The organism is Soonwooa sp. (assembly GCF_030151385.1).
Classification (GTDB): Bacteria; Bacteroidota; Bacteroidia; order Flavobacteriales; family Weeksellaceae; genus Soonwooa.
The window spans coordinates 1-26,133 of the sequence record NZ_JASLDS010000042.1 but is presented as its reverse complement, the minus strand read 5'-3'; the positions used below and the strand labels follow the sequence as shown (position 1 = coordinate 26,133).

The 26,133-nt window shown below is 34.8% G+C and carries 25 protein-coding genes; 12 read left to right on the top strand and 13 right to left on the bottom strand.

Annotation, left to right across the window (positions count from 1 at the left end; genetic code table 11):
* Nucleotides 1-122 precede the first annotated feature (122 nt).
* Complete coding sequence (locus Q1V95_RS07160) at nt 123-1,367, top strand: chloride channel protein (RefSeq protein WP_300672173.1); 1,245 nt, start codon at nt 123-125, stop codon at nt 1,365-1,367.
* Between the two features lie 231 nt (nt 1,368-1,598).
* Here Q1V95_RS07160 and Q1V95_RS07155 read toward each other — a convergent pair whose 3' ends face one another.
* The 4 genes from Q1V95_RS07155 to Q1V95_RS07140 form a co-directional block, all read right to left on the bottom strand.
* Nucleotides 1,599-2,657 (bottom strand): linear amide C-N hydrolase, encoded by a 1,059-nt coding sequence (locus Q1V95_RS07155; RefSeq protein WP_300672171.1) that lies wholly within the window; start codon nt 2,655-2,657, stop codon nt 1,599-1,601.
* Between the two features lie 364 nt (nt 2,658-3,021).
* Complete coding sequence (locus Q1V95_RS07150; protein ID WP_300672169.1) at nt 3,022-5,589, bottom strand: thiol protease/hemagglutinin PrtT; 2,568 nt, start codon at nt 5,587-5,589, stop codon at nt 3,022-3,024.
* A 265-nt stretch (nt 5,590-5,854) separates the two neighbouring features.
* Entirely contained in the window at nt 5,855-6,388 is a 534-nt protein-coding gene (locus Q1V95_RS07145; RefSeq protein ID WP_300672167.1) for a DUF4136 domain-containing protein, read from the bottom strand.
* Nucleotides 6,385-6,573 carry a DUF5522 domain-containing protein gene (locus tag Q1V95_RS07140; protein WP_300672165.1) on the bottom strand — a complete coding sequence of 63 codons (189 nt, stop codon included), beginning with the start codon at nt 6,571-6,573 and terminating at the stop codon, nt 6,385-6,387. Before Q1V95_RS07140 ends, Q1V95_RS07145 begins: the two co-directional genes overlap by 4 nt.
* Nucleotides 6,574-6,609: 36 nt before the next feature.
* Between Q1V95_RS07140 and Q1V95_RS07135 the strand changes: the two genes are divergently transcribed.
* From Q1V95_RS07135 to Q1V95_RS07100, 8 genes are all read left to right on the top strand, one after another.
* Nucleotides 6,610-6,939, top strand: coding sequence for a hypothetical protein (locus Q1V95_RS07135; protein WP_300672163.1), 330 nt, complete (start codon nt 6,610-6,612; stop codon nt 6,937-6,939).
* 86 nt (nt 6,940-7,025) lie between these two features.
* Nucleotides 7,026-8,987 (top strand): KUP/HAK/KT family potassium transporter, encoded by a 1,962-nt coding sequence (locus Q1V95_RS07130; protein WP_300672161.1) that lies wholly within the window; start codon nt 7,026-7,028, stop codon nt 8,985-8,987.
* 59 nt (nt 8,988-9,046) lie between these two features.
* Complete coding sequence (locus Q1V95_RS07125) at nt 9,047-9,520, top strand: transcriptional repressor (RefSeq protein ID WP_300672159.1); 474 nt, start codon at nt 9,047-9,049, stop codon at nt 9,518-9,520.
* A gap of 3 nt (nt 9,521-9,523) precedes the next feature.
* Nucleotides 9,524-11,260 carry an OstA-like protein gene (locus Q1V95_RS07120; RefSeq protein ID WP_300672157.1) on the top strand — a complete coding sequence of 579 codons (1,737 nt, stop codon included), beginning with the start codon at nt 9,524-9,526 and terminating at the stop codon, nt 11,258-11,260.
* A gap of 1,060 nt (nt 11,261-12,320) precedes the next feature.
* The gene (locus tag Q1V95_RS07115; protein ID WP_300672203.1) at nt 12,321-13,517 is read left to right on the top strand and encodes an aspartate aminotransferase family protein; all 1,197 of its coding nucleotides are present in this window, start codon (nt 12,321-12,323) and stop codon (nt 13,515-13,517) included.
* Between the two features lie 136 nt (nt 13,518-13,653).
* Nucleotides 13,654-14,040 (top strand): START-like domain-containing protein, encoded by a 387-nt coding sequence (locus tag Q1V95_RS07110; RefSeq protein WP_300672155.1) that lies wholly within the window; start codon nt 13,654-13,656, stop codon nt 14,038-14,040.
* 52 nt (nt 14,041-14,092) lie between these two features.
* Nucleotides 14,093-14,896, top strand: a complete 804-nt coding sequence (locus tag Q1V95_RS07105; RefSeq protein WP_300672154.1) for an aminotransferase class IV — start codon at nt 14,093-14,095, stop codon at nt 14,894-14,896.
* A gap of 114 nt (nt 14,897-15,010) precedes the next feature.
* The gene (locus tag Q1V95_RS07100; RefSeq protein ID WP_300672152.1) at nt 15,011-15,544 is read left to right on the top strand and encodes a hypothetical protein; all 534 of its coding nucleotides are present in this window, start codon (nt 15,011-15,013) and stop codon (nt 15,542-15,544) included.
* Nucleotides 15,545-15,811: 267 nt separating this feature from the next.
* On the opposite strand, the gene Q1V95_RS07095 is transcribed toward Q1V95_RS07100, so the two are convergent.
* Entirely contained in the window at nt 15,812-16,387 is a 576-nt protein-coding gene (locus tag Q1V95_RS07095; protein ID WP_300672150.1) for an N-acetylmuramoyl-L-alanine amidase, read from the bottom strand.
* Between the two features lie 362 nt (nt 16,388-16,749).
* Here Q1V95_RS07095 and Q1V95_RS07090 point away from each other — a divergent pair, with 362 nt between their 5' ends.
* Nucleotides 16,750-17,136 (top strand): hypothetical protein, encoded by a 387-nt coding sequence (locus Q1V95_RS07090; RefSeq protein ID WP_300672148.1) that lies wholly within the window; start codon nt 16,750-16,752, stop codon nt 17,134-17,136.
* Here Q1V95_RS07090 and pdxH read toward each other — a convergent pair.
* Nucleotides 17,133-17,777 carry a pyridoxamine 5'-phosphate oxidase gene (gene pdxH / locus Q1V95_RS07085; RefSeq protein ID WP_300672146.1) on the bottom strand — a complete coding sequence of 215 codons (645 nt, stop codon included), beginning with the start codon at nt 17,775-17,777 and terminating at the stop codon, nt 17,133-17,135. The two genes, Q1V95_RS07090 and pdxH, sit on opposite strands and share 4 nt — an antisense overlap.
* A 78-nt stretch (nt 17,778-17,855) precedes the next feature.
* Here pdxH and Q1V95_RS07080 point away from each other — a divergent pair, with 78 nt between their 5' ends.
* Nucleotides 17,856-18,404, top strand: a complete 549-nt coding sequence (locus tag Q1V95_RS07080) for a YqgE/AlgH family protein (protein WP_300672144.1) — start codon at nt 17,856-17,858, stop codon at nt 18,402-18,404.
* A 10-nt stretch (nt 18,405-18,414) separates the two neighbouring features.
* On the opposite strand, the gene Q1V95_RS07075 is transcribed toward Q1V95_RS07080, so the two are convergent.
* The 3 genes from Q1V95_RS07075 to Q1V95_RS07065 form a co-directional block, all read right to left on the bottom strand.
* Nucleotides 18,415-18,909: a Smr/MutS family protein gene (locus Q1V95_RS07075; protein ID WP_300672142.1), complete on the bottom strand. Its 495-nt coding sequence runs from the start codon at nt 18,907-18,909 to the stop codon at nt 18,415-18,417.
* Nucleotides 18,906-19,400 (bottom strand): metallophosphoesterase family protein, encoded by a 495-nt coding sequence (locus Q1V95_RS07070; RefSeq protein ID WP_300672140.1) that lies wholly within the window; start codon nt 19,398-19,400, stop codon nt 18,906-18,908. The genes Q1V95_RS07075 and Q1V95_RS07070 overlap by 4 nt, the downstream gene beginning before the upstream one ends.
* 205 nt (nt 19,401-19,605) lie before the next feature.
* Nucleotides 19,606-21,396: a GEVED domain-containing protein gene (locus Q1V95_RS07065; protein ID WP_300672137.1), complete on the bottom strand. Its 1,791-nt coding sequence runs from the start codon at nt 21,394-21,396 to the stop codon at nt 19,606-19,608.
* 262 nt (nt 21,397-21,658) lie between these two features.
* Between Q1V95_RS07065 and Q1V95_RS07060 the strand changes: the two genes are divergently transcribed.
* Nucleotides 21,659-23,197, top strand: a complete 1,539-nt coding sequence (locus Q1V95_RS07060; protein ID WP_300672135.1) for a tetratricopeptide repeat protein — start codon at nt 21,659-21,661, stop codon at nt 23,195-23,197.
* A 13-nt stretch (nt 23,198-23,210) separates the two neighbouring features.
* Here Q1V95_RS07060 and Q1V95_RS07055 read toward each other — a convergent pair whose 3' ends face one another.
* From Q1V95_RS07055 to tsaD, 4 genes are all read right to left on the bottom strand, one after another.
* Nucleotides 23,211-23,912, bottom strand: coding sequence for an RsmE family RNA methyltransferase (locus Q1V95_RS07055; protein WP_300672133.1), 702 nt, complete (start codon nt 23,910-23,912; stop codon nt 23,211-23,213).
* Between the two features lie 85 nt (nt 23,913-23,997).
* Nucleotides 23,998-24,501 carry a MepB family protein gene (locus tag Q1V95_RS07050; RefSeq protein WP_300672131.1) on the bottom strand — a complete coding sequence of 168 codons (504 nt, stop codon included), beginning with the start codon at nt 24,499-24,501 and terminating at the stop codon, nt 23,998-24,000.
* Between the two features lie 25 nt (nt 24,502-24,526).
* The gene (locus tag Q1V95_RS07045; RefSeq protein ID WP_300672129.1) at nt 24,527-25,060 is read right to left on the bottom strand and encodes a hypothetical protein; all 534 of its coding nucleotides are present in this window, start codon (nt 25,058-25,060) and stop codon (nt 24,527-24,529) included.
* Nucleotides 25,061-25,077: 17 nt separating this feature from the next.
* Nucleotides 25,078-26,094, bottom strand: a complete 1,017-nt coding sequence (tsaD, locus tag Q1V95_RS07040; RefSeq protein WP_300672127.1) for a tRNA (adenosine(37)-N6)-threonylcarbamoyltransferase complex transferase subunit TsaD — start codon at nt 26,092-26,094, stop codon at nt 25,078-25,080.
* Between the last annotated feature and the right edge of the window lie 39 nt (nt 26,095-26,133).

Below are 26,133 nucleotides of genomic sequence, written 5' to 3'. Positions count from 1 at the left end.
TTCTATTTAAATCAAATTCTGCAAAAACAATTATAAAACTTGAACTTGTCTATGTCAATTTTTTAGAATAAACACCCTGAAAATTCTAGCTATCTCTTACTTTTGTAATTAGAAATTTGGGTATGGATAGACAAAAAGTAAAGCAGCATTTTTATTTTAGGTTAATTGTAATGAGTTTGGTTGTTGGTGTTTTGGCTGCAAGTATGGCTTGGTTGCTAAAATATATTACTGTCCATTGTCAGGAGTTTTTGTATGATTTGGCTTACGAGAAAAAGGTATTGTTTGTTATTTTTCCCACAATTGGAATAACCAGTATTTATTTTTTAAGGAAGTATTTGTTTAAAAATAGAAAGAACAAAGGGATTTCCGAAATCTATAAAACTGTTGATCATAGGAAAGATCATTTGCCACTGTTTAAAATACCTTCGCATTTTGTTAATGGTTTTTTGACTGTGATATTTGGAGGGTCGACTGGTATTGAGGTTTCGACGGTAGTTGCAAGTGCAACGATTGGAAATAATATGTATCAAAAACGATTTTCGCCCAATCTATACAAATTGGAGTTGATTTGCGCAGGTGTGGTTGCGGGCGTTTCGATACTTTTTGGAAGCCCGATTGTAGGCTGGCTTTTTGCTGTTGAAGTTATCGCGAAAAAGTTGTCAAAGAGTATTTTTATAAGTTGTACAACAGCTGCATTGGTATCGTGGGTTTTCTTGTTGATGATAAAACCTGAGGTTTTTCTTAATTTTAAAATTACCGAATGGAAATGGTCGGCACTTCCATTTTTTGTTATTTTAAGTTTGTTAAGTGGTTGCTTGTCTGTTTATTTTACATTATTGGTGACACGACTAAAAAGCTTTTTCTCTGGCATTAATAATAATTTTGTAAGAGTTAATCTAGGCGCTGTTGCGGTGGGATTAATGCTGTTATCATTTCCTTTTTTGTATGGTGATAGCTATCATGCGCTTTCGCCTTTGTTAGAGCATCCAAAAGATTTTTCAGTAGTATTTTTATTATCTTTGGTGTTATTGAAGCCTTTGGCTTCCGCGTTAACTTTGGGAGCTGGTGGCGACGGTGGAGTATTTGCACCAAGTATTGTTGTTGGCGCATTTTTGGGATTTTTGTTTGCTTATGTTTGCAATAATTATTTCGGAACTTCCTTAATCTATCTCAATTTTATGTTGGTAGGTGCTGCGGCAACCTTGTCTGCTTCTATCTATGCACCATTTACAGCTTTGTTTTTGGTATGTAATCTTGCGCCAAATGCCTATGTTTTGTTTTTTCCGATTTTGATGGCTAGTATTATTTCAAGGTATTTTGCAGGGAAGTTGCTTCCTTACAATGTCTATACTTATCAGATGAAATAGATTTTTAAAGCTAAGGTCAAGTTAAAGAGCCTGTTTAAGTTATGTCTCAGAAAGCGATTTGTTGTTTGCTTTTCTACTTGAATTAAGTATTCTAAAACTTCAGAAATATAATTAAAATAGCTAGGCAGATTCCAGTTGATGATATTTTTTAATTACGTATATCAAACTGGTGATGCTCATTTCTGTGGTGATACAATTTATATTAAACAGGCTCTCATAAAGTTAAAACAATTAAATTCCTATGAAAGTAAAGGCTTTTGCAGGTACGAATATTTTGGATGTTTCGCCTGCGTAAGTTTCATTTTTGCTGAGACTTAGACGTTTGACAGGTGCGTTTTTGCTGAAGTCAAGTTTCTTAAGGTCTACCCAAAATGTATTTGGCGTTTTTATGGTTTCGAAATAGTAAACCAGATTTTTTTGATCCGCTACTGAGCGCCATCTTGTTGAAGAAATATTGGGTTCTGTTTCTGATGAAATGCCATAAGGTACCGAGCAGTTTCTAATAACACTAAATACGCTAGCTATCGAGTTACGAACATCGCTGGTTTGAGGAATAGCTTTGATATAGTAAGCTGCTCTAGCAAATCGGTCAGCAGCTTTGTTGGTGCCAGGCAAGACAATAGTCCCAGGAATGTTTGACCAATATTTGTTGATAGCAAGTTGCTCGTCAAAGGTCGGCGAGTTGGTCATTACAGTGTAGGAAGCATCATGGTGAATCATGAGTTTTCCATTCACATATTCGAAAATCGCATTGTCGCCAGAAGCGTCCGATAAAGAAAGATGAAGCGTTGTGAACTTCGTTGTTCCTGGGATATAATCTGAGACAATCACGAATTCTTCTTTTTTAAGTTCATTTACGGCCTCCTTAACTGATTCAAAATTATCCAAAACATATTGCGCCCAAGCAGAAATAGTGATGCCTTTGTCTTTGCCTTCTGGATTAAATTTCGGATACTGGCTTTCAACCAGCCAAAGTACATTAGCCACCAATCCTTTTTCGTTGATGCCGTCAGTCGTTGCAATATCCCACGCACTTGTGATAAGGCTTCCGTATTTCGAAGTCCATTTCACTGAATTTTTTCCAACATTTCCATTACGTTCGATACCTCTAGGGAAAGCCCAAATATTGGCATCTATTTCATCTTTCCAGTCCATTGATCTTGCGGTGATAACTGTATTTTCGGGACCTTTGTAAACCAATCTTGTGCAAGCATCTAGATAAGATGTTAAACTAGAAGTTGCCAAAATTGACAATGCTAAAATTGCTTTAATGCTTAGTTTTTTGCTCATAATCTTAGGGTTTAAATTAAAGATTTTAAATATCCTAAAGTTATGCAATTGAAGTGGTGTATCCGTAATTAAAAGCAGTGATATTTATTATAAATTTAATAATAAATATTTTATGTAATTTATTTGATATTAATTTTATTCTTTTGGTTTGTTGTTTTTAATGATTTGTTTTGGCTTGTTGGTAGTAATCTTAAAAAGTGTTTATTACTATAGTTTATTTTCTTGATTTTTTTAATCTTATGTTTTTTTACTTATTAATGCTGAAATTGAACTAATTGAATACATCATCTGGTTGACGAAATATTTTCTTAAATAAAAAAAGCTTCGAGACAACTCGAAGCTTATTGATATTAATTATTTGGTGTTATTGGACAATGATCTTTTTTGATATTTTGTCTTTTTCAGTTTCTATTTGGATGTAATAAAGTCCTTTAACAAGACCTTGTAAAGATATTTTGGTGATTTTATCATTGGTTGATGGAATGTTTTTTACAACTTGTCCAGCATTATTAATAATGCTAAATCCAATAACTTTTTCTTTAATACTTGACAAATCAACATTCACAAAATCTTTAGCTGGATTTGGATATAGCTTTATGTTATCCATATTGCTAACAGAATTATTGGTTGCCAATGTTGCTTCTCTGTTAATGGCTATATCAAATAAATATGTCCCGTCTAGACCTGGGAGCATTTGATTTACAGCAAAAATTAAAGTTCCGCCATTGTTAAGTATGATTTCGGGAGAGGCTTCTTCGGATGTAGTAATTTTTGACCAGTCTCCACCACCATTTGTAGAGTAAGCATATATTACCGAAGCAGTATATACGGTAGCATCTTTACTAAAGGAAATGTCTTGAAGACTTGGAGTAATTGTGTATTTATAACCAGGATCTAAATTGACTTTATAATAATCTTCGTCCTCATCATTGTGAAAATTGGAATTAGTTGTAGCAATAATAGCCTGATTGTTATTAAATACTACGGGTAAATTAGTTGCTTGTTCCACTTTATCATTGACTTCATATTGATCTGGAGCTAAAGGCTTTTTCTGCACTATGACTTCGATTGGGTTTTTAAAACTCGTGCTACCAGCTAGAGTCCAAGTGTTAGAGTTTTCAGGTTGATATACAATGTTCAATAGATAGCTTCCATTTTGAGCGGTAATAGTTCCAGCGAAGTTTTTTCCACCAGTATAATGTTGGTTGCTTGGTAAGCCGCTGGTTTCGTCTACAGTTTGGATAACTTGTGCAATAGATCCGTCGTTTTTGTTAAGTAATTGTAACTGGTATTTGCCGTAATATGTACTATTGCCTTTGTTTGTGATATCAACATTAATACTTACCGGTTCTCCGCGCAATAATTTTCCGTTGTTATTGGTGATACTAAATGCAGAATTTGTTTCTATATCAGCACTATGTTTAATTTTGAAAGGAACCTTGTTGCTGTAACTACGAGGCTCTATAAATTTCCAGCCATCGTTATTTGCTCTGCTCAAAATACTAGCAAAATAGTCGCCAGGCATTAATGTGGTAGATGACGTTTTATTGAATTTTATTCCTGTTTGATAATAAAAAGGCATTAAAGTAGTTGCTGTTTTGACCTCTAAAAAGTCAATGAAGTTGTTGTTGCTGTCATAAATAGCTGCACCATAACTTCCATCGAAACTAGCTGTTCCATAGTTTACCATGTCTGTTGTTATCGAAAAGTTATCTCCAAAAGGGATTTCTGTGCTTGATAAAGTTGGGGTGTGGCTAAATATTTCTAACTTGTAGTCTGTAGCAGGCGTTGGTTTGGGCTCTACACCAATAACTGCAAGTTGAAAGTCGGAGAAGTTGTATCTTCCAGGATTGAGTTGATCTACAACAAAATAGCCATCAGCTTGTCCACCCCATCCCCAGTTAAAATGTAATAAATTATTATTATCGTAACCATCACATACAAATGCATGCCCGCCATTATTACCAACACCAATATAGAGAATTGGTCGACCTGCATCTAACTCTGTTTTTAACAAATTAAGCCATGTTGCGCTGTTGTAGTTTTTTCGTTCCTTAGTAGCTAAAGTATTTTTGTAGCCAAAATAGTTTTTAAGTACATAATCAAAACTAAACATATTAGGATCCTGTACACTTCGGATATGTGCACCACTTTCAACTGGGCTATAATCCATACTGAGGCTAACACCGGCATCATAATTAAGTTGAGCAACAGCAGGATTGGCACTCGTTACAACATTAGGCATGCTGTTCCAGTCATAAGAATGCTCGCTAAAATTAGAAGAAATTGTCCCAAATTTCAGATGATTGTAGGCGTAAAATCCAGTGCCTTTTGCAGGATAATTCCAAAATTTCATAATCTGTGACATTGCGGTCGCAGCACAGCCAGTGACAGACTTCTGTGCCAAATCGGTATCATAAGGACAAGCATCGTTATAATAAGGAGATTGATTCCATTTTGTTGTAAGTAATGGATTGACACTCGTTGTTTTATTATCAATAGCAATATTGTTAATATAGTTAGCCCATTCTGTTTTAATCTTTTGTGAAGCAGGAATGTTGTGGTCAATCACATATTGAATTTGAAGCTTATAATTATCAAACCACTCTTTTGTATTAATAGGAATGTCGTTTACATTAAATTTTCCTTCTGTTGAATATCCCAAAATAGGTGTAACATTATCGTCTGCTGCTACAATAACAAAGCCGTCTGTTGAGTTGTTAAAAACATAGAAAAAATTGGATTGGCTTTTCCCTGCACTAGCTTTTGATTTGTAAACAAGATTTAGGTTAACCTTGGATTTTGAAAGCTTTTTAGAATTAACAAAAAAAGATTCGCCAACTTGTTTTGCTGTGCTTTCGTCGATTTGTTTTGCGAATGTGGACATGCTGAATAGCATCAACAATCCCACAAGGAAATGTAGATTTCTCATAATTTGAAATTTTAATGGTTAGTTTTTGTTTTTAGTTTTGGCAATATCCTTTGTAGTCTTGTTGAGATTTTTAATCTAACTCCTTACGAAGTATATTGCTTATCGCAAAGCTAATAAAAAAAGCTTTATGAAAGTAATTTAAATTTTAGTTCATGTTAAAATAAACACGAAGTCTAAGTAGGTTGACGAAATATTTTCTTAAATAAAAAAAGCTTCGAAACAACTCGAAGCTTTATAATGCTTTATAGAATTATATTCTAAAATTTTATTTTCCTTTTTGAGGAGGGTAGTTGGCCATGATTTCGGCAACCACTTCTGGGATTTGTTTTTGTTTAGATTTTGGAGAATCTACCGAAATGCCACTTCCGACACCTTGCCAAACCAATTTATTGGTTTTTGCATCTACCATATCCACAACGATAGTTCCACTGTTGTAATTGCTGGTCCAAGTTCTGTTCATCCCAACACCCCAACCATAAGGTCCGCCATAGTAACCATACATTCCATAAGGTGATGACGATTGGATATCTTGGACTTTTTTGTGTGATGCCTTAACATTGATAATGATGTCTGGCGTCTGCGATGCTGTTAGACCTTTGCTTTGTACCTGCTTTGCCAATTCGTTTAGTACACGATCTTTGTCAAGGTCGTTTAGTTTCAAATCATCTGTACGGAACAAATAAGTTTTGTAATCCGTAAAATTTGCGGTTGCAGAATAATCTGATCTTACCTGAAAAGGGCTACAAGAGGTTACCAATCCTGCTACTGCTAAGCCTAAAATAAAAAGATATTTTTTCATTGTTGGTCGCTGTTTTTTTTAACTTTAGAAAATGTGTCCGTTTTTTTATCATAACCATAAGGACAATGTCTGCATCCGTTTTTGCAACAGTAACCTCTTTTTAAATGAAATTTTGCTGTAAAAACTTTGTAACCTTGCTCGTTATAATAAAAGTCTTCATTTTCTTTGATTTCAATTTTGGACATAGGTTAAATTGTTTTCAAAAAATATATCTTTGATATATGATAGTTGTATTAAGAACTTTTCTCAAAAGTATGAAAATTTCAGGGATTACGTTGTTTCCTTTTATTATTCTGCAAAGAAAAGAAGATCGTGATAACCCAGTTTTAGTTAATCATGAGAAGATACATCTCCGTCAACAATTAGAATTATTAATCCTTCCTTTTTATTTTTTATATGTTACAGAATACATTTTGCGCTTTATTTATTTAAAAAATTCGTATCAAGCCTATCGGTCAATTTCTTTTGAGAGAGAAGCTTATGAGAATGAATTTGATTTTAACTATTTGAAAAACAGAAAGTTTTGGTCTTTTTTTAAATATATGAAATGAGGCTTATTTTTAATGAATAAAAACAAGAGGTATATCGATTTTCATATCTAAAATAATCTAAATTTGCACTTTATTTTTTTAAAACAATGTCACAATCTTCAAGTAGTCATATTGACATCAAAAAGCTTTCTTTTCTAGGCGTTATTGTTTCGCTGGGTATTGTATTCGGTGATATCGGTACATCGCCTTTGTACGTGATGAAAGCCATTATTAATGCTGGTAAAGCTGGAGGATTTATTTCTGAGGAATATATCGAAGGAGCGTTGTCTTGTATTATCTGGACAATTACTTTACAAACAACGATTAAATATGTCGTTATTGCGCTTCGAGCGGACAACAAAGGAGAAGGTGGAATACTTTCTCTTTATTCTTTGGTAAAACGTATTCGTAAAAAATGGCTATATGTTATCGCTATTATTGGTGCTTCTGCGCTGGTGGCAGATAGTATTATTACACCATCGCTTACCGTGATGTCAGCTATTGAAGGTCTAGAGCTTGTGGTGCACAAACCGCCAGTAGTGCCTATTACGCTTGCTATTTTGTTTGTGATTTTCATTGTTCAACAATTTGGAACAAGTTTTATTGGTAAGTTTTTCGGTCCAGTAATGGTAATTTGGTTTTTGACATTGGGAGCTTTAGGGGTTTACCATTTGTTGGATGCGCCATATATTTTGAAAGCTTTTAACCCAATCTATGCGATAAAACTGATATACAATTCGCCGTCGGCAATCGTTATTCTAGGCGCGGTTTTCCTTTGTACCACGGGTGCAGAAGCTTTGTACTCTGACCTTGGACACTGCGGAAAAAGCAATATCCGTGTGTCTTGGATTTTTGTAAAAGCGATGCTAATTCTTAATTATTTGGGGCAAGGTGCTTGGCTTTTAAATAATTATCATGAAGTATTTAATGGTAAAAATCCTTTCTTTGGGATTATGCCAGATTGGTTTATTTTACCAGGGGTTATTATTGCGACGTCTGCAGCGATTATTGCCAGTCAGTCGGTTATTACAGGAGCCTTTACCATGTTCTCGGAAGCAATGTCTATTAATCTTTGGCCAAATCAAAAAATTGATTATCCATCTGGGGTTAAAGGGCAAATGTACATCCCTAGAATCAACTGGGGGATTTTCATTATGTGTGCGCTTATCGTGATTTTCTTCAAAGAATCAGGTAGAATGGAAGCTGCTTATGGACTTTCGATTACGGTGACAATGTTGATGACAACTATTTTGTTGATATTTTGGTTCTTCAAAACCAGAACACCAAAAATTTGGATTGCTTTATTTGGTTTAACTTACTTAATTATAGAATTAGGATTCTTTAGTGCTAACATTATCAAATTCTTCGAAGGTGGTTGGATTTCAGTATTACTGGCAGGCTTTATCGGAATTTGCATGTATGGTTGGTATAATGGTAGAAAGATAAAAACACAATTTGTAAAGTTTGTGAAGCTCAAAAATTATGTGTCGACTATTATGGATATGAAGTTGGATGACACTATTCCGAAATATGCTACCAATCTTGCATTCTTTAGTCGTGCACAAAAAGATGATGAAGTAGAGTCGAAGATTATTTATTCAATTATTAAGTCGCAGCCAAAACGCGCCGACCATTATTTTATCCTAAGTGTTATTAATCAAGAAGAACCTTATACTTTCAAATATCATCTTGAAGAAATTCTGCCTGGTACGATTTATAAAATTAACTTCCAGTTAGGATTTAAAATTGATAGAAAAATTAGCGATTACTTTGGGCAAGTCTTGGATGATATGATGGATGATGGTATGATTCCGTCGAAGAGCAGTTATCCGTCTTTGCGAGCGCATAACATACCACCTGACCTCAAATATGTTATTATTGATAACCTCTATATCAACGATTATTTATTAAATATCCGTGACAAAATGATCATGAATGTTTATAATTTCGTTAGAAAAATGGGAAGTAGTGACTTCCAAGCATACGGTGTAGCCTCGCACAACGTGGTTGTAGAGTCGGCACCATTATTGGAGCAAGGTTATGTACATGACAAAATCAAAAAAGTCTAGAAATTGAGTTAAGGCAAACATTACAAAAATTAATCGTAATTTTGTCTATCGAATCGATTATGGAAACAACACAAAAAGACCTAAACGTAACAACAATCAAGGATGTATTAAGACAATACCTTTTAGAAAAAGGTTTTAGAAATACCCCTGAACGTTATACAATATTAGAAGAAATATACAATTTGGATCATCACTTCAATGTTGATGACTTGTACCTAATCATGATGCAGAAGAAGTATCATGTTAGTAAAGCGACGATATACAATACTATCGAAATTTTCTTGGACGCAGGTCTAATCAGAAAGCATCAGTTTGGTGAAAAAACATTAAGCTCATCATCGTATGAAAAATCATACTTTGACAAGCAACATGACCATTTGGTGATTTACAAAGAAGGTTCTGACAAGGAGATTGAAGAGATTATTGAGTTTTGCGACCCAAGAATTCAAGGTATTAAAGAATCTATCGAACAAGCTTTTGGGGTAAAAATAGATACACATTCACTTTATTTTTATGGCCAGAAGAAGTCATAAGGAATGAACAAAACTTTTCTTTTAACTTTACTAGTTGTCCTTTTGGGATTTCTTCGGATAGGTGCGCAGACAACGCCTGCTACAAGCGATCCGAGAGACCCATTTTTTGCGCCAAAATCTCAGCAAGAGCAAGCTTCCAAAGTACAACATATCCATTCCGATGAGTCTGGTGTAAAGCCTGATCAATATGAAGGAAATTTGGTGTTTTCGGGGCATGTCAAATTCGAGCATCAAGGTTCTATTCTTACTGCTGACAAGGTCGTTCTCTATCAAAAAGAAAACTTCCTAAAAGCAATTGGAAATGTAACTTTGTTAAATGCTGATGGAACGCAGATTACAGCGGAAGAGATGGAGTATGATGGAAACACCCAGCGTGGAATAGCCCGCAAAAATGTGGTGTTAACAGATCCAAAGCAAACCATCAAAACGGAAACACTTTATTACGATCGTGTTCCTAATACCGCCTATTTTAATACTGGTGGAACAATCACCGATGGTCAAAATATCATGTACACAAAGTCAGCGACTTATTATGTGACGACTAAGGATATTGACTTTGTAGGGCATTCTACAATTGATGCTAAAGACTACACCATCGAAAGTGATAACATCAAAACCAATCAAGCGACCCAGATTTCAAGGTTTTTAGCGGCGACTACCATTCGTAGTAAAGCAAATCCTCGAAATTATGTTTATACAGAATTGGGAGATTACGATGGTAAAACAGGAATTTCTCACCTCAAAAAAAATTCTAGGATTTATTATAACGACAAAATTCTGACAGGCGATGACCTTATCTACAACCGAAATACAGGTTTTGGAAAAGGGACAGGAAACATCAAGCTTGACGATCCCAAAGAAAAACGTTTTATAAAAGGTGGTTATGGAGAAATCTACGAGCTTAAAGATTCGGCGATGATAACCAATAAGCCGTATGCGGTAAAGATTTTCGAGAAAGACTCGATGTACATTGCAGCAGAGAAGTTTTTGAGTTTTCAAAAAGCGGATTCTACCAAGCAAAAAAAGAGCTTCTTACGAGCTTATCAAAAAGTACGAATCTTCAAAACCAATATGCAAGCGCGTGCAGATTCCTTGTCCTATAATGAAACGGACGGAATTTTGCATCTTATGAAGAAACCAATTTTGTGGACGGGAACCAAGCAGGTGACAGGCGACGAAGTCATGGTTTATATGAATACCACGACGCAAGATATCGACTCTATCAAGGTTATAGGTAATGCTTTTGCGATTAGCAAGGTGGATTCTCTCAACATGAAAGACGAGTTTCATCAAATCAAAAGTAAATGGATGGGAATTTATTTTGACAAAGGACAAATTAAAAAAGCTGTCGCTGTGCAAAATGCCCAATCTATCGCTTACGCAGATGATAAAAACGAAACAACACAAGAAATTACCAGAATCGGTGTTGCGGTGTCGGTGTGTGGCGAGATTGCTGCTGACTTTATCGAAAAACGCCTAGAGACGGTGACTTGCCGTGTTGGTGCGCAATCCGATATCTATCCGATGAGTTTTATGTCCAAGGAAAAACGCTTTTTCCCAGACTTTAATTGGAACACAAAAGATAGGCCGCAGAAGTATCAAGACATCTTCGAGGATACACCTAACTATCCCGAGACAGTCTACGAATCGGATAACAGCTTGTATGAAAAAGCGGAAGCCGAACGACTCAAACAAGAGGAAAAAAACAAACCCAAAACGCCAGTTCGCGAGAAGCGATAAGTTTTGGAAACATAAAAATCCAAGCCTGAAAGTTTTCAAAATGCTTTCAGGCTTTTTTATTTTTGCGAATTTTTATTTGGGCGCCATTTCCGTCTTCGGCTCCCACTCTTTTGCATATGGCGCTTCGGCTATGCTCAGCTACCATATGCAAAAGGAGTTCCGCCTACGTCGGGGCGCATATTCGCGTTCCATTTTAAGATTTAATTCCAAACCGAAAATCCATTTCTAAAAATCAAATTTTTATTTAACCAAACAATAAGTTTTAGCCTTTTTTGATCTTATATTCAATTCTCAAATTGCATAACTTCTTTTGTCTCTTTTATGGTTAAAAAACTTGAAACTTGAAAAGAGATAAACAAAGCTCAAAGCATCATGAAATTTTGCAAATAGAAAATTCCGTAGGAATTGCCTGTTAATAGAAAGGCGAATTAATTTTCTAGCGAGCTCCGTAGGAGCGAACTAATAATTTAACAGCTCGCTCCTACGGAGCTCACATGATTCCCGCAAAACTGCTATTAACATTGTGCTCCTACGGAGCACCCCAATGCCTTTCAAAAGTATAATTTCATTATCCTTTTTTGAACTTAATATGAAACCTAAATTCTGCATTTTATTTTATCATCTTTTGTGGTAAAAAACAGAAGCTAATTTCCGTTCTTTATGAAAAAGCAAACTAAGTTAGAACAACATAATTTGAAACCCATTGCTTCAAAAATTCCATAGGAATTTCCTGTTAATAGAAAAACGGATTAATTTTCGAGCGAGCTCTGTAGGAGCGAACTAATTATTTATAAGGTCGCTCCTACGGAGCTCACTTGATTCCCGCAAAACTACTATTAACATTGTGCTCCTACGGAGCACCCTAATGTCTTTCAAAAGTATATTTTATATTATCCTTTTTTGCGCTTGAAGCAATGTCTACGTTTCGCATTTCCTTTAGAAGCTTTTGTGGTTAAAAAAATCTAATAGTAGTTTAAGACAATTAAAACCAAAATTTCGGTCAATTCAAAAACTAGGTCGTAAATTTGTAGCCGAAAGACTTATGATTAAGACTATGGATATCAAAGACAATTTTTTTAAATATCAGGCACAGACAACGCCTTATGCAGCAGGATTCGAAGTAGAAAGAGCAGAAGGAAGTTACATATACGGAAAAGACGGAAGAGCATATTTAGATTTCGTGGCAGGCGTTTCGGCAAATACATTGGGGCATTCTCATCCCAAAGTTGTAAAAGCAATTAAAGACCAAGCTGACAAATATCTTCATGTGATGGTCTATGGCGAATATGCACAAGAAGCACCTGTTAAGCTTTGTCAGCTTTTGGCAGAAGCAACACCAGAACCTTTAGAAGTAACTTATTTGGTTAACAGTGGCGCGGAAGCCATTGACGGCGCATTAAAATTGGCGAAAAGGTATACGGGACGGGAAGAAATTATCGCTTTCAAAAATGCATATCACGGAAATACACATGGTGCTTTGAGTGTGGCGGGAAACGAAGTTCACAAAAGAGAATTCCGTCCGTTGTTGCCAATGATAGACTTCATCGAATATGATAACCAAGCAGATTTAGAAAAGATAACAGAAAAAACGGCTTGTGTCATTGTCGAAACCATCCAAGGAGCTGCAGGATTTATCACACCATCCGAAAATTATTTCATCAACTTAAAAAAGCGTTGCGAAGAAGTTGGTGCTCTTTTAATATTAGATGAAATTCAGCCAGGCTTTGGTAGAACGGGGAAATTATTCGCATTCGAGCATTATGGCATTGTTCCCGATATTTTGGTGATGGGGAAAGGTATGGGCGGTGGCGTTCCTGTTGGTGCGTTTATGAGTTCTCGCGAGATTATGGAAAGTTTATCACACTCACCAAAGTTAGGACATATCACGACTTTTGGCGGAAATCCATTAATTGCGGCAGCAAGTTTGGCAACTTTAGAGGAAGTTTTAGAAAGTGGTTTGATGACCTTGACAGACGAAAAGGAGCAACTTTATAGAAAATTACTTGTTCATCCACAGATTAAAAAAGTAAATGGCAAAGGATTGATGCTGGCGGTTGATTTGGGAACACCAGAATTTACCCTTGCAGTAGCCAAACGTTGTATGGAAAAAGGTTTGATTGTTTTTTGGCAACTTTACCGCAATGAGTTTTTAAGAATTTCGCCACCGTTGACGATTTCGAACGAAGAAATATCCAAAGGATGCGCCATAATTTTAGAAGCAATTGATGAGGTTCTTCAATTAGATAAAAACTATTAAATCACAGATTTACAGAATTAAAGAATAGATGACAAAAAACATATTTTTTTGTCATTTTTTTTATCTTTCGGCAACATAAAGCATTTGCAAATAAGAAATTAATTTATATATTGCGCCCTGATTATAAATACGATTTATGGCAAAAACGAAAGTTCATTACGAATATAATATGCACTGTCTATCAGAGATATTGTACGAGTATTTAGCAAGTGCGGAAGGTCTGTCAGAATGGTTTGCCGATGAAGTGGTTGAGCGAGGAGATGATTTTTTCTTTAGTTGGGGTGGAGGACCTGCAGAAAAAGCAACATTAATCCGTTACAAGCCGGAGAGTTTTGTGCGTTTTCGTTGGGAAGAAGACGAAGGGACAAAATATTTCTTCGAGTTGACTATTGTTATCGACGAGCTGACAGAAGATTTGTCACTTAATATTACAGATTTCTGCGACGAGGGCGACGAGGAAGAGAATCGTCTATACTGGGAAAACCTCGTGGAAAACCTTAAAATAAAATTAGGTGCAGCCTAAACAAACTAATTTATAATGGACGATTTTTATCGTTCATTGTTTTTTTATTATTATGCAAAAGTTAGAGTACATAGAAAACAATCTACAGACCGTTAACCGCGCTTTCCTTTTTGGTGATGCGGTTTGGGTGTCGTTTTTTGTTCGAAATTCGACCTTGATTATGTCAGAAGAATCTTATTTCTTTTTGATGGCGTCGATGCGAAAAATGCGTTTCAACATTCCGTTGTCTTACACTTTGGAGTTTTTTCAAGACTTGTTTAGAACTGAAGTTTTGGAAAAAGGCGTTCAGAATGGTATTATTAATCTAATGGTCTATCGTCAGCAAGATAATGTTGATCTTCCTAAGGCGACAACATCTTTCTATTTTGAGGTTGCTACAATGGCAGATCCTTTGTCTGTCCAATCATCAATTGAGTTGGATATGATTAAAGAGATTAATGTCAACGCAAATTTGTTGAGCAACATCCGCGTGCATTCTCCTGAGAATATCTATGCAAGCATCTACGCAAAGGACAATGATTTGGACGATTTGATTTTATTAAATCCCAACAAACGTATTGCGAGAAGTATCTATGGCAATCTTTTGTTTTTGCAAGGCAACACGATTAAAGTTCCGAAGCAAACGGAAGGTGCTTATATTTCGCCACTGATGGAGAATTTTGTGACTTTCGTTCATAAAAATAAATTGGCGGAAATTGAAGAAGCGGAAGTTATCGCATTCGAGTCTCAAAAATCGGATGAGATTATCCGAATTTCAGATGAAAAAGGAATTTATACCGTTTCGAAAATTAGAAATAAAACTTTTGAATCCACAAGATTTACAGAAATGCTAGAAGCTTGGAAAGCGAGTTTCTAGAAAGGATTTAGGAACATATTTTAAACTGCGACTTTTTTAATTATATTTTAATTTTAAAAGTCGCAGTTTTTTTTTTTTTGCAAACCTAAATTTTAACAAAGCTTAAAAACAAATATGAAGAAAACTTTACTTTTTTCGGGAATTATTTTCCTTTCTCAGCTCTTTTCAGCACAAACAAAATTGGATCAGATTTACAAAGTTGAGCTTGGACTACAAGGTATTTCTGTCGGTTCGGAAATTCCTATTTCAAATAAATTCTTAGTAGATGTTAATATTGGTTACGGCGGTATTATAGACTTCTGGAGCAACGGAATTTCTTACGAATGGACCAATAATAGCAATAGTATGTTTGCTAGAGGTCAGTTGCGTTATTATATTTCGAGAGAGCGTCGAGAAGAAAAAGGACATTCTTTAAAGAACAATGCTGGGACATTTGTGGCGTTCCAAAGCAAATATCTTTTTAGCGGAACTAAAATTGAAGCGGTTGGTAAATCTTGGTTAAATGAGTTGCAATTTGGACAGCAATTACCAATTGGTTCTCATATTATCTTTAGATATTATGGTGGCGTTGGTAATGCAGCGGATTTGGATAACAAACTTAATAAAGTCTATCCTGCTTTAGGTTTTGCCTTTGGTTATGCATTTTAAATTTTCTAAATTTAATGATACAAAAATGCTTCTGATTATTCGGAAGCATTTTTGTTTATTTTAAAATCATCTCGTTTTAAAGACTGTTTTGTATTTTTTTGATTGTTGGCTTAATTACCCAAATTAAGAAAACAATGTCATTCAGAGCGGAGCGAAGAATCTCAAACATTTCATTCTCAGAGATTCCTCCTACGTCGGAATGACAAGCTTTGTTAAAAAAAATAACTTAAGCACAATTACGGATAATCATAATATTTTCAAACAGATTTAATTTTGAGAAATGAATTTTAGAAGTTTTTCAGCAGTTTCGGTTTGACCTTTTTCGCTGCTATAGAAATTTCTATCATCCGCATTGGAAATGAAACCAAGTTCTACTAAAATTGCAGGAGATGCTGTTTCTCTTAGTATATGAAGGTTAAGATGTTTGGTCAAGCAATTATCAAAAGATGAAGCCAATTTACTGGCAATATTTTTAGAATTTTCGTTGTTTTGATAATAGATTTCTGTGCCTTTTCTATCTGTGTTTTTTAAGGCTTTGTTCATGTGGAGCGAGATTAACAAATCTGGTTTTACATCGTTAGCATAAGCAGAACGCTCAGATAGACTTGGATAACTGTCGGAATCGCGTGTCAGAAGAATTTCGATGTTTTCGTCTTTGTTAAGTTCTTTAATTTTTTTCGCAATATTGAGGACAATTGCTTTTTCTTGAAGGTCTTCGTGTGTTGCGCCATTGTCAGTTCCACCATGTCCTGCATCAATAACGATGATTTTCTTGCTAATTCCTGAAAATGACATGCTTACCAAAAGAATGGTCGCGATTGCCAATGTAAAAAGTTTTCTCATATTAATTTATTTAAAAACAAATATGCAGATTAGAATTCGAAATGGCTTGTTAACTTCTTGTAAAAATTGTTAAACTATGTGAAAAGACGGCTTCTAGCATCATTAAAGGTATATTGAAAAAAAAACATCTTTAACCTGTTATCCATTTTTTAAATTTTATTAAAAATGCATTCGCGATGTAAATTTTTAATATTTTATTTTGTGGAATCACGAGAACTAACGAATTTTACAAGACTGGGCTTTATCGGGATTTTACCAAACGACCAATGAGAGAATACTATCTAACACAACTTACTATCAATTTTTGCATTCTCCTTGGTGCATTATTTCTAATTTTTGAAATGCAAAGATGTTGGTTTGTTATGACAGGCAAACCACAAAACCTTGCTTCTGATAAAATTTTAGAATTTGTACAAATGCCTTTTGAGACGATTATTAAAAATAAAACCGCGCTGAAATGGTTTTCATTCTTTGCATTTCCAATTGCTTTTGGGATTACTGCAATGGGATATCTTGCATACCGAGGCATGCCACTCGGAATGCCTTGGGGTTACGTTGCTGTATTTGGAATGGGTTATTTTGGTGCATCCATCATCTTATTTGTCGCTGTAGCGCATAAATTTTTAACATCGAAAATAAAAACAGACAATTCTGCTGGTTATCTTATGATGTTATATTTTGTATTATTGATGGGACTTGCTGTATTGCTATTTCGCGATGTTTTCTGGCCACCATCCTTTGGCGGTTAGGGCGCTAATCTTTTTACAATCCAGTCCAGTTCGTTTTCTAATTTGTAGATAATCCTATCGTGAAGTCGGTTTGGACGACCTTGCCAAAATTCGATTTCATAAGGTTTCGCAAGATAACCACCCCAATTTTCTGGTCTTGGGATTTCTTGACCCTCGAGTTCTTTTTCTAGATTGTGAAGTCTGTTTTCTAAAAACTCGCGGTTCGGAATTTCTTGACTCTGTGGCGAAACCAACGCACCGATTTGACTTCCTCTAGGACGCGAATGAAAGTAGCCGTCACTAAGATTGGACGCAATTTTTTCGAGATTCGCTTTAATAATAATTTGACGTTCCAGACTTGGCCAAAAGAAATGTAAACATGCTTTGTGAGTTGTTTCTATCGCTTTTCCTTTGCGGCTGTCGTAATTGGTATAAAAAATAAAACCGTTCTCATTATAAGCTTTTAACAAAACCATTCTTGTACGTGGACATCCATCGGCTTCAACAGTTGAAATTGCCATTGCATTAGCTTCTACCACCAAAGGGTTTTCTTCGGCATCTAGATACCAATCTCTAAACTGTTCTATTGGGTTTTCACGGATTTGCTCTTCTGTAAGTTCGGCTTTCTCGTAAGATTTTCTGTGTTGATGGAGGTCTTCCATAGTCGAATTATTAATATTTGATTAGCAATTGATTCAAAAATTATTGCTAAAAAATTATATTTTACTTAGTTTTGAGTTATGAATAACTCTTACAAAGGTAAACTATTAATCTCAACGCCTGATGCATCTGGCGATATATTTTCGCGTTCTGTAGTGCTATTGCTAGAGCACGACTTGCATGGTGCGTTCGGACTTATCCTCAACAAAAAGAATAAATTGATGAGTGAAAAGCTTGATGAGATTTTTGGTTTTGAAGTTGAAGTCTATGATGGTGGACCTGTGGAACGTGACCGTATTTTCTTTATCATTAAAGGTAAACCAGTTACAGAAAGTTTTAGTCAGATTAATGAAGAATTCTATGTAACCGAAGATATCCAAAAAGTTGTGGCTGCGATTGTTGATGGAGATTTGGAGATTTCTCAGATGAAAGTTTTTGCTGGTTATTCTGGATGGGGTGGAATGCAGCTGGAAACGGAAATCAAAAATAAATATTGGACAGTGGTTGATGTCTATAACCTCGATTACACTTTCCCTAATGATAAAGGGCTTTGGCGCGATATTATGCAAAATCTTGGTGGCGATTTTTTAATTTTCGCAAATTCTCCTGATGATGTCACAATGAATTAATTTTTTTGAATTATTTAAAAATAAGTTCGATGCTGCCAGATTGATGGTAGAAAAATCCATCGTCGTCATATTCGACATTGGCTAAGCCTTTGATGACGTCGTATACCATATTTTGTAAAATACCATCGCCAATTCCGTGGATGATTATCATACGTTTTAACTTGTGTTTTCTACAAAATTCTATGGCTTCTTGTAATTTTTCTCGCTGAATCATCAAACGTTCAAAAGATTCGTAATCTTGCGGATTTTTGACAAGACTTTCGAAATGTAAATCAATGCGAAATGCTTCCTTCTTATGCTTTTTAGAAACAGGTTTTAGATTTTCCTTTTTTACAGAAACTTGGATGTCATCGTAAAAACTTTTATCTAAAGGCAAAACTTTGTCTTTTGGAAAGAAATAAACAAACCCAAATTCGTCTTTGACATCATAACCATTGGGTTTTACCGATGTTATGTGTCCACGAAAATCGTCGTCTAAAATACTTACTGCGTCGCCGATTTTCATTTTGGTCCGAGTTCTATAATTTCTAAATCTTTGATTTCTTTTCCTTCAATCGAGAAGCGCATCATAGTGCGGACTTTGTGCCAACCTTGCTTGCCGCAAGCGCCTGAATTAAGATGTAGCAATTTATTCTTATCATCGTACATCGCTTTCAGAATATGCGAGTGCCCTGAAATAAATAATTGTGGTTGTTCTTTCGCAATATGTTTTTTTGCAAGTGGCGTGTATTTGTTAGGATAACCACCAATATGAATCATAAGGACTTTGACCTCCTCGCACATAAAAGTGTTGACTTCTGGAAAAATTGTTCGGATTTTGGCCTCGTCGATATTGCCATAGACACCACGAAGCGGTTTTAGCTTTTCGAGTTCTTCGATGACTTGCATACTTCCAAAATCGCCAGCATGCCAAACTTCGTCCACATCTTTGGCGTAGGACAAAATTCGGTCGTCGATGTAAGAATGGCTATCAGAAAGTAACAAAATCCTTTTCATGCTGCAAAGGTCTTATTTTTTCTTGAGTTTTGAAAATTGGATATTGCTGAGTTTTCTTGTTTTTTTCGATTTTTAAACTTGTCCTTGATATAGTACATAGTTTATTGTATTTGTATGTTTGATTGTTTTTAAATTTAATCCATGATAAAGCAAAAAGGCTGTCTCACAAAATGTAAAACAGCCTTTTTAGAATAATATTGAAAAATTATTGTTTGATAATTTTAAAGCTATCAGAGCTTCCATCAGCAAAACTTAAAGTCACAAGGTAATTTCCTTTTTGTAATGATGTTAGATTAAGCTCTTCATTGTTTAGCTTGATGTTAGATTTTACAACTTGGCCTGCAAAATTGTAGATGCTAATGTTCGCGATATCTTTTTTAGATTTAATAAACAATTTATCGGTTACAGGATTCGGGAAGTAAGACGCTTTTTGCGCATTAGCTTCTGTTGTGCCCATCATGGAACAATCGCCATATAGGTTAAACGCACCGTCAACATCAACATTTACTGCGATCCAACTTGCACCATTGTTAGTGGATACTTTAGCAACAGAATTAGTTCTAACGTCTGCGGTATTCCAGTAATTGTATTCTGTAGATTCTTGAGGATTTGTCATTCCTAGCCAATACAAGGTATCATTTGCGCCAGTTGTAATGCTTAATGTTTCTGGTAAGTCAAAAGTATTTTTGTAAACTTTAGAACCATTCGAGTCAACTTGGTAGATTTGTAATGATGGTGCTACATTGCTATACTTTTTAACAATTTCTCCTGGTTGACCATTATTATCTTTATAGAAAATTAAATCTGCAACATTAATAGTATTCGAAATTGGAACTTCTAATTTTTTGATGTCCATTGTTCTGTTCGCTTTGATAACGAAATCATTAGCAGAGATAACACCTTTTTGCATCTGTGTTCCGTCCTCAAAAGAACCTGGATAGAAGATTGAACAACCATCATCTACAGGGTCAACAGAAGCACCTTTTATTAAAAGTGAATAATCTTCAATTTGTCCTGCAGGAGTTGTTTGACCACTAAAGCACGGTGTTGATGCTGCAATAGAGTTCGAGCTTATGATACGCATTCTTGTTAATCCAGGTTTTGCGTACGTCGGAATTGTGATGTTAGCTACCAAAGGTGTAGATGCACTAGGTACTTTTCCTAAGAATATTTTTTCTGGACCAGCAAAAGTTCCATTGCCATTCCAGTCGATGAAAGCTGTAATGTATACCGCTGTAGGACCTGCATAATTGGCTTTTACTTGGATTTCATAAGTTTGTTCTTTGTTTGCTTCACCTACAATATTGGTAAAGTTTTGATAAGAATCTGATCCATCAGTCGTGTTAGAACTTGAATTATTAATTCCTGCAAATGTCACATTGGTGATAGGTGTAACTTTATTTTCTGGAAAATAAGCGACACAGTAAGGATCTCTTTTCGCTGTTACAGAAATATTATCCAGCATTACAGCCGTAATAAGCGTCCCAGGAGCTACATCGTGCGCTTTGTTTTGGAAGGCAATTTTTACATTTTGTTTCCCAATGTATTGATCAAGGTTAATTCTGATTCTTTGAGGTATGAAACCATTGGTTGTATTTGGGTATTGCATTTTATCCCAAATTTGAGTCCAAGTTGTTCCATTATCAGTCGATATTTTAATAAAGAAATCTGAAGTATCTTGCTCAACCCAAAAATATGGATTTGCGGCAATCGTAAATTCTACTGCAGGTGTAGTTGCTGTAGAAAGATCAAAAGATGGTGTAATCAACCACTCGTCACTGATAGAAGTATTGGGATCAACTTCAACATATGCTAAACCTGTTTTTAGGTATGGGAAAGTTCCTGCTGGTTTTGATGTCCAAGTTTCAGTTGTGCTAGTGCTTTTAATACTCCAAGATGATGGGATTCCATTTTCAAAACCTTCAGAGATTAGTGTTTGTCCGAAAGCTGCTGCTCCGACAAGCAGTGATAAAAAAGATAAGTAGTGACGTTTCATATTAATGAGGATTTTCGATTATGATACAAGATTACTTAATTATAAATCTAATATCAATTTTTTGGTGCTTATAAAACCTTTACAATTTAAAATTTATATATTTCAAAATATTTCACATTGAGTTAACTGATTGATTTATAGCTGTTTACTTTTATTTTGGTTAAAAATGTTTTCATTCAAAATTATTACATATTATTATTGCTAACTTTGTATTCTATTTGAGGTTTTAATGCAGTTTATTTCGCGAAAAATTATTTCTGTTGTGTTTTTGATTTTAGGCTTTCTGGCTTATGGTCAGAAGAAGCTTAACCAAAACGAAAAAGAAGTTTTTGTTTCTGGTTTGGTGCAAAAAGCTATGGAATTTAAAAACAAAGATGGGCAAAAATCGATTTTATATATCGAAGATGCATTGCAAAATGCTGACAAAGTTAAAAATCCAAATATTCTTACTGACCTTTATGATGCTGCTGGTCAAGTGTACTTCTCACAGGAAATCTACGATTTAGCGCTTAAATATTACAACGAAGAATTGTATGTAATGCGCGAAAATGGCATCAAGAAACTTTATATTCCACTAAAAGGTATTGGGAATGTCTATAACTTGTCTAAGCAAAATGACAAAGCAAAAAGTTTTTACCAAGAAGCACTCAAAGAGCTAGATACCAACAAACCTGACACAATTAGTATTAGGATTTCGAATAATTTGGGTGTTATTGAACATAAAGAAAAACAATTTGATAAAGCCATTACAACTTTTAGAGATGCTTACAAAAGTAGTGTCGCGTTAAAGGATACTGTTGGTCAAATTATGTCATTGCAAAATATTGGTTTGGTCTATTTCGAATTGGATGATTTTAACAATGCGCTCAAAAATACTTTTCTGGCAGAAGATCTCGCGAAGAAAAATAAAAGCTATTATGATCTTGCCCAAATTAATTACAATATCGGCTATGGTTATCGAAATATTGCGAAAGACCAAAACAAAGCGAAGACTTATCTTTTAGAAGCTTTTAAAATAAGTAATGAACACCGTTTTGATTTGATTAAAAAAGCGACTTCGGAAGAGTTGGCGGCAATTTACGAAAGCGAAAATGATCCAAAATCGGCTTTGTTTTATCTGCATATAACCAAAGATCTTAATGATAAAAAATTGTTGCAACAGTCCAAAGATCAAATTAGTATTTTGGAGTTAAAATACCGTCAAAAAACTAAGGATAATGAGTTGGCTGCGGCAAAAGATCGGTACACGATTTTGATGCTGGCAGGATTTGTCGCTTTGGTTTTGTTGGTCTTGGTTTTTGTTTTGTTTTACAAATTGCAACAGACGAAACTCAAAAAACGAAATGCTGAAAACGAACTGTTAATTACACAACTTGAAGAAAAGAATCGAGAGATTACCGAAAAGAATCTGAAAGCAATCCAAACGCGCGAAATTTTGGATAATACTTCTAAAAGATTGCAAGAGGTAAAGGAAAGTTCTGGTACTAAAACCAAACATCTCATCACGCAGATTATTGGCGATCTTAAGAATAATCCTGGACGTTTTAATGATGGCGAGTTCGAAAAACTCTTCAAAGAAACGCATGAAGATTTTTATAAAAAATTATTAGCAAAATATCCAGATTTAACCCGAAATGAAATTCGACTTTGTGCTTTTCTAAAAATGAATCTTTCTAGTAAAGAAATTTCTGCCATCACGCAACAAAGCTATAACAGCATTACGATTGCACGTCACAGATTGCGTAAAAAATTAGGAATCGACGAGAATCAAAACCTTACAAATTATCTTTTAAGTTTTTAGTTTTTTCTTAAAACTATTTTATCGACAAATTGTAATTCCAAGCGGCTACAAAAATTCCTGCGGTTTCGGTTCTTAGACGCTGATGTCCAAGACTGACTGCTTTGATGCCTTTGTCAGCAAGCATTTGGATTTCTTTTTCCGAAAAGTCACCTTCTGGTCCAATGAGAAATGTAACGCTTTGTAAATTAGAATTTTGAATTGTTTTTAAATCCATTCGTTCCAAATTTTCATGGCAATGCGCTACGAAACTTGTTTCTGGATTCAATATTTTTATAAAATCAGAAAACTTCGTCAAATCATTTAACACAGGAAAGTGAAATCTCAAACTCTGCTTGGACGCCGCAATGCTTTGCTTTCTCAGTTTGTCAATGTTAAGGTTTTTTCTTTCCGTCTTTTCGGTGTTAATTAAAGTAATCTCCGAAATGCCCATTTCTGTTGCCTTTTCAATAAAGAATTCGATGCGGTCGATGTTCTTGGTTGGCGCAATCGCAATATGAAGTTTTGGTGCAAATTCTGTTTGTTTTTCTTTGATTTCAATAACGTCCAAACTTGCTTTTTTACCTTCCAATTTTAAAGTTCCAAAAGCCAAATTTCCCAAACCATCAGTCAAATAGATTTCTTCGCCTTCTCTTATGCGAAGCACTTTGGTGATGTGTTGCTGTTCTTCTTCGTTAATTTTGATTTCAGGAAATATATCGCCGTAGAAAAGTTTCATTGTGGTGTATTAGATGTTAAATTTAGAAGCATTTTCGGAAGAACAAAATTACTTAAAAATGCGCAATTGAGAAATGTTTTAGAGATTACTTAAAATCAAAAATTCTATTTATTTGGTTTAAAATCTTATCCTTGCTGTCCGCAAAATTAACAAAGAATTCTGATTGCCAAAGCTTGGTTTTTTCCGCTTGTTTGTTGGTCGGAAGATCCCAAACAGGATATAATCTAAAACCTCTTTTTCCTTCTGCGTTTTCCGTGGAAAGAATTTTATTTTTTACTAAAGCCAATTTTGGAAATAAAAAAATGCCGAAACGATTTTCAGATTCTGATGCAATGATGTAGAAATCAAAATCATCATTAGTATTAAAAGCTTCGGTTTCGCCTTGTGGATTTCTTTTCCAAAGGGTTACAAATTGGCCAACTTTTTTGGGAGTAACTTTTGCTTTTCGAAATTTTATATTAAAATCTTTAACTCGAAAATTATATCCCAAATACTCCTCACATTCATTATCTTGTTCTAAATCAGAAATTTTATAACCAATTTTTTCAAAAACTTCTTTTTCTAATCGATTTAGTATTTCAATCTTCATGTTGTCTTTTCTAAAATTCAAATGTTTACGAAATCCAAAGTTGTTTTACATGGATGATTTTCCAATTTTTGTTTACTTTTTTTAGATAAAGTAAATAGGAAGTTGTACTATGCGAATTGCAACTATAATATAAAGGAATTATTGCATTTTCATGGTTTTTATCCAAATATAGATTTCCAAAATTGAAAGTTCCATAGTAATTTTTGAGCGACGATAAATACTGGTCTCTGTTTTCAACTTTTGGAATGTCTGCTAAGCTTTTTAGTTTTAAAAGATTAGTATTGTTTTGATTAATACTGATTTTTTGAGACTTAGTTTTGTCGGTTGTGTAATTTTTTGGAATAAATTCTAAATCATTTTCAACGTAATTTCCTAAATTTTCATTCACGAAAATTGTTTTTTCTTCACCAACATCTTTTTCATTATTGCAGTTGTAAGTATTTATTGATTTAGAATCAATAACCTGTGTAAGAATGTTGTCGCAAATATTTTGCTCGTCGCTTTTTTGACAAGATATGCAAAAGCATAAAATAAAAAGCAAGATTATTTCTGGCTTCATCTTTTTAGGAAAAATGACTACAAATCATACTTTGAAGTTGCAGTTGTACGTAGGTCGGTGAATTCGCCCCGCTCGTATTTTAACTTTGCAACCATTGCAATCATCGCAGCGTTGTCGGTTGTGTATTCAAATTTCGGGATGTAGATGTTCCAACCTAATCTCTCCTGATTCGCTTGCATTGCTTGACGCAAAGCAGAGTTAGCTGAAACACCGCCAGCAATTGCAACTTCTTTGATGTTAAGATCTTTTGCCGCTTTTTCTAATTTCTTCATCAAGATTTCAATAATCGCTTTTTGTATCGATGCACAAAGATCATTTAGATTCTCTTGGATAAAATTCGGGTTTTTCTTAATCTCTTTTTGAATGAAATACAAAACAGAAGTTTTAATACCGCTAAACGAATAATCATAATTGTCTAGTTTTGGCTTGTTAAACTGAAAAGCGTCTGGATTGCCTTCTTTAGCGAGTTTATCAATGATTGGTCCCGCAGGATAATCGAGGTCAAATATTTTTCCGATTTTATCAAAAGCTTCGCCAGCGGCGTCGTCAATTGTTTTTCCGATAATTTCCATATCGAAATAGTCCTTCACCAAAACAATCATCGTATGTCCACCACTAACGGTTAAACACAAAAAAGGAAACTTCGGTGGTGTAGGATTAGCGTCGTCGATAAAGTGCGCCAAAATGTGTGCTTGTAAGTGGTTAACTTCAATTAAAGGTACATTGAGACTCATTGCCAAAGATTTAGCAAAGGAGGTTCCGACCAAAAGTGAACCTAAAAGTCCTGGTCCTCGTGTAAAACCTATGGCGCAAATATCATTTTGTTGTATATTTGCTTTTGAAAAAGACTTTGTAACCACAGGAATTATGTTTTGCTGATGCGCTCTGGAAGCTAACTCTGGCACAACGCCGCCATATTCATTATGAATAGATTGGTTGGCAGCAATGTTGGATAAAATTTGATTTCCTTTGATAATTGCAGCAGAAGTGTCGTCGCAAGATGACTCAATTCCTAAAATAATTGTTTCGCTCATAAGAATGGCAAAGTTAGAAAATAAACAAAACACAAATCA